Source organism: Streptomyces calidiresistens (assembly GCF_014141525.1).
Lineage (GTDB): Bacteria > Actinomycetota > Actinomycetes > Streptomycetales > Streptomycetaceae > Streptomyces > Streptomyces calidiresistens.
In genome coordinates this window covers 1-2,796 of record NZ_VKHS01000716.1, presented here as the reverse complement: position 1 = coordinate 2,796, position 2,796 = coordinate 1, and the positions used below count along the sequence as shown (strand labels likewise).

At 72.7% G+C, this 2,796-nt stretch carries 3 protein-coding genes; all 3 read left to right on the top strand.

The window, feature by feature from the left end; genetic code table 11:
- Positions 1-326 precede the first annotated feature (326 nt).
- Positions 327-1,433, top strand: coding sequence for a PhoH family protein (locus FOE67_RS21885; RefSeq protein WP_182666558.1), 1,107 nt, complete (start codon positions 327-329; stop codon positions 1,431-1,433).
- 13 nt (positions 1,434-1,446) lie between these two features.
- The gene (gene ybeY / locus FOE67_RS21880) at positions 1,447-1,944 is read left to right on the top strand and encodes an rRNA maturation RNase YbeY (protein WP_182666557.1); all 498 of its coding nucleotides are present in this window, start codon (positions 1,447-1,449) and stop codon (positions 1,942-1,944) included.
- A gap of 69 nt (positions 1,945-2,013) precedes the next feature.
- Positions 2,014-2,796, top strand: a 783-nt coding sequence (locus FOE67_RS21875; RefSeq protein WP_182666556.1) for a CNNM domain-containing protein, incomplete at its 3' end; no start/stop codon positions are given.

Below are 2,796 nucleotides of genomic sequence, written 5' to 3'. Positions count from 1 at the left end.
GGCGAGGGGCCGGGGGACGGCGCCCGAACCGGGGGACGGCTCCCGGGCCGGCCGTTGCGCCGGGCCGTGCCGACGCTGGGCTTCGGCGACCGGCCCCGCCGGCCGCGCTGACCCGGGCCCCACCGACCCCGGCCGCGCCGGCCCGGGACCGCGCGACGCGCTCCGGCACCCGGCGGACCGCCCCGCGCGGCACCGGCCTCCCGGCGGCGCGGGGGCGCCCGCGGGGGTCGCGGAAAATCGACCACGCCTCCGTCGGCGCGGCGTCGTACCCTTGAGGTCCGATCCTCGAGGAGCAGAGAGGGATGACGGGCCCCGTCGGGCCGCCCATGACTCAGACATCCACACCCCGCGCCGCGGGGGACGCCACCGCCGCCGAGGCCACCGCCCGCTTCACGGTGCCGGCCAAGCACCCCATGGTGACGGTGCTCGGTTCCGGCGACGCCCTGCTCCGGGTGATCGAGCAGGCCTTCCCGGCGACCGACATCCACGTCCGCGGCAACGAGATCAGCGCCACCGGTGACCCGCAGGAAGTCGCCCTGATCCAACGCCTGTTCGACGAGATGATGCTGGTGCTGCGCACCGGTCAGCCCATGACGGAGGATGCCGTCGAGCGGGCCATCGCCATGCTGCGCGGCGACGGCGCGGAGAGCCCCGCCTCCGTGCTGACCCAGAACATCCTCTCCAGCCGTGGTCGCACCATCCGCCCCAAGACGCTGAACCAGAAGCACTACGTGGACGCCATCGACCGGCACACCGTGGTCTTCGGCATCGGCCCGGCGGGCACCGGCAAGACCTACCTCGCGATGGCCAAGGCCGTGCAGGCGCTGCAGTCCAAGCAGGTCAACCGGATCATCCTGACCAGGCCGGCGGTCGAGGCCGGGGAGCGGCTGGGCTTCCTGCCCGGCACCCTCTACGAGAAGATCGACCCCTACCTGCGGCCGCTGTACGACGCCCTGCACGACATGCTGGACCCGGACTCGATCCCCCGGCTGATGGCGGCGGGGACCATCGAGGTGGCGCCGCTGGCGTACATGCGCGGGCGCACCCTCAACGACGCCTTCATCATCCTGGACGAGGCGCAGAACACGAACCCCGAGCAGATGAAGATGTTCCTGACCCGGCTGGGGTTCGAGTCCAAGATCGTGATCACGGGCGACGTGACGCAGGTGGACCTGCCCGGCGGCACCCGCAGCGGTCTGCGCCAGGTCCAGGAGATCCTGACCGGCGTGGAGGACGTCCACTTCTCCCGTCTCACCAGCTCGGACGTGGTCCGGCACAAGCTGGTCGGCCGGATCGTGGACGCCTACGAGCGGTACGACGACCGCGAGCGCGAGCGCGAGGACCGGGAGGACCGCCGGGCCCCCGACGACGCCGACGGCAGGACCCGCCGGGACCGCTCCCGCTCCGGCCGCCCCGGCCACTCCGGAAGGTGACGGGCCGGCGATCATGGCCATCGAGGTGAACAACGAGTCCGGCCTCGACTTCGACGAGAAGGCCGTACTCGACATCGCGCGCTACGCGCTCGCCCGCATGAGGATCCACCCGCAGTGCGAGCTGTCGGTCATCGCGGTGGACTCCGCGGCGATGGAACAGCTCCACCTGCAGTGGATGGACCTGCCCGGGCCCACCGACGTGATGTCCTTCCCGATGGACGAGCTGCGTCCCCCCGGGAAGGACGAGGAGGAACCCCCGCCGGGCCTGCTGGGGGACATCGTGCTCTGTCCCGAGGTGGCCCGGCGCCAGGGCGAGGCCGCCCCCACGGCCCACTCCATGGACGAGGAGCTGCAACTGCTCACCGTCCACGGCGTCCTGCACCTGCTCGGCTACGACCACGAGGAGGCGTCCGAGCGGGCCGAGATGTTCGGTCTGCAGAAGGCGATCGTGGACGGCTGGCGGGGCGAGCGCGGGCTCACCGGTCCCTCCCCGGCCCCCACGATCACGTGACCGCGCCTCCGTGCCCCGCCGGTCGGCCCGGGGCCGATCCGACTGCCGATGTGACGGTGTGACGACGACATGACGGGTTCCCTGCTCACCGGCGTCGCGGCCCTGGTGCTGCTGGCGTGGCTCGCCTCCTGCGCGGAGGCGGGCATCGCCCGCATCAACGGCTACCGCGCCGAGGAGGCGGTGCGGGCCGGCAAACGGGGCGCCGCCAAACTGGCGGCGGTGGCCACCGACCCGGTGCGCTACCTCAACCTCGCCCTGCTGCTGCGGGTCGCCGCCGAGACCGCCGCCGCCGTGCTGGTCACCTACGCCTGCCTGGTCTCCCTGGACTCCACGTGGCAGGCCCTGGGGTCGGCCTTCGGCATCATGCTGCTGATCTCCTTCGTGGCGGTGGGCGTCTCGCCGCGCACCATCGGGCGGCAGCACCCGGTGAACACCACCACCGCCGCCGCCCACGTCCTGCTGCCGCTGGCCAGGGTGCTGGGGCCGCTCACCCAACTGCTGATCCTGCTGGGCAACGCCCTGACCCCGGGCAAGGGCTTCCGGCGCGGACCGTTCGCCTCCGAGGCGGAACTGCGCGCCATGGTGGACCTGGCGGGCCGGGACCGGCTCATCGAGGACGAGGAGCGCCGCATGGTGCACTCGGTCTTCGAGCTGGGCGACACCATGGTGCGCGAGGTGATGGTGCCGCGCACCGACCTGGTGACGATCCCGCGGGACCGCACCCTGCGCCAGGGGCTCACCCTGGCGCTGCGCTCGGGTTTCTCCCGCATCCCGGTCACCGGGGAGAACGACGACGACATCGTCGGCGTGCTGTACCTCAAGGACCTGGTGCGCCGGGTGCACGTCAGCCGC

Excerpts from the sequence above, each read along its gene's own strand:
- FOE67_RS21885 (WP_182666558.1), top strand. The coding sequence starts at position 327 with ATGACTCAGACATCCACACCCCGCGCCGCGGGGGACGCCACCGCCGCC.
- ybeY (WP_182666557.1), top strand. The coding sequence starts at position 1,447 with ATGGCCATCGAGGTGAACAACGAGTCCGGCCTCGACTTCGACGAGAAG.